This window comes from Pseudoalteromonas sp. KS88, assembly GCF_004766475.1.
Taxonomy (GTDB): domain Bacteria; phylum Pseudomonadota; class Gammaproteobacteria; order Enterobacterales; family Alteromonadaceae; genus Pseudoalteromonas.
The window spans coordinates 1-1,140 of record NZ_PYHV01000055.1 but is presented as its reverse complement, the minus strand read 5'-3'; the positions used below and the strand labels follow the sequence as shown (position 1 = coordinate 1,140).

The 1,140-nt window shown below is 36.8% G+C and carries 2 protein-coding genes; both read left to right on the top strand.

The window, feature by feature from the left end:
* On the top strand, positions 1–666 hold a 666-nt coding region (locus C7Y70_RS20450; RefSeq protein ID WP_135476866.1), incomplete at its 5' end, for a peptidoglycan recognition family protein.
* On the top strand, positions 663–1,061 hold the full coding sequence (locus C7Y70_RS20445; RefSeq protein WP_135476864.1) for a hypothetical protein: 399 nt from the start codon (positions 663–665) through the stop codon (positions 1,059–1,061). The genes C7Y70_RS20450 and C7Y70_RS20445, both read left to right, overlap by 4 nt.
* Positions 1,062–1,140: the final 79 nt, after the last annotated feature.

Here is a 1,140-nt window from a genome sequence, read left to right as displayed (position 1 = left end):
TCAATAAATGGTGCTGATGTTGGTGGTAAGTTCTCAGTAGGTAATAACTCACCTATGGATATTAACAGTCAACAACAAAATGCTAAAAATGACCCTTTGGCTCAAAATATCAGTAATTACGCAAAGAAAAACGAATATTCAACAAAAGCAAAGTCTGTATATTCCGATATACCAGCGGATGAATCCAATATGGATGAAAATATAAAACCTTATGAACAGGTTACTTTACATCACACTGGGAGTGCCGAAACGCCGAAGGAAGTGGAAGATATGCACCGTGCAAACGAAGGTGCTGTAACTTTAATGAGACAGGCATTGAGTAAACTAGACTTAGCACAGGCATATAATAATGCAGATGTTGGATATCACTACATGATTGATGAGGACGGAACAATTTATGAGGGGCGTTCTCTTAAGTATGCTGGGGCACACGTAGGGGGGCATAATCAAGGTAATATCGGCGTAGCCTTTTTGGGCAACTATACGCGGAGGGAACTGTCATCGGCTCAGTTTAAAGCAGCTCGACAAATACTAGGAAACTTAAGAGATAGGTTTAAATTACCAGGAGGCTTTATCAGAACACATGGTGAGTTTAACGGTGAGAAGCATAACGAGTTGAGAGGTGCTACGCGGCAAGTTAACTTATTAAGGGAAGAGTTCAAATGATTAAAAAGTTTATATTGATCAACTCATTACTTTTTGTACTCGTGTTAGGTATTCATTTGAGCAAATCAGCTTTTAATGGTGTGCTAATGAGTTTGCCTGAACAAGCACGCTATGAATACGTAAACTTCATTTTAAGAGGGGATAAATTACTTCATTTGAAAGTTGTTACTTTGGAACTCCTTTTGGAGAGGAAGTATGATGCAGATATTCAGATACTTTTTACTCTATGTGATAGAACCAGTAAAACCATTGGCGAACCAATACCCCAATTAGCAGTGAAAGTTATACATCAAAATTATAACGATAAGCTTTTGGAGTTATTAGATTTTTACAAACATGATGAACTTTCTTCTCAAATCATTAAAAGGCAAATTGAAAAGTTGCAACTAAAATAAACAATGAAAATAAACAAGAAATGAAAATAAACAAGACACCCATCTTAAATTTTTAGGCAGCGCACGGGTATTTACCGAC

Excerpts from the sequence above, each read along its gene's own strand:
- C7Y70_RS20445 (WP_135476864.1), top strand. The coding sequence starts at position 663 with ATGATTAAAAAGTTTATATTGATCAACTCATTACTTTTTGTACTCGTG.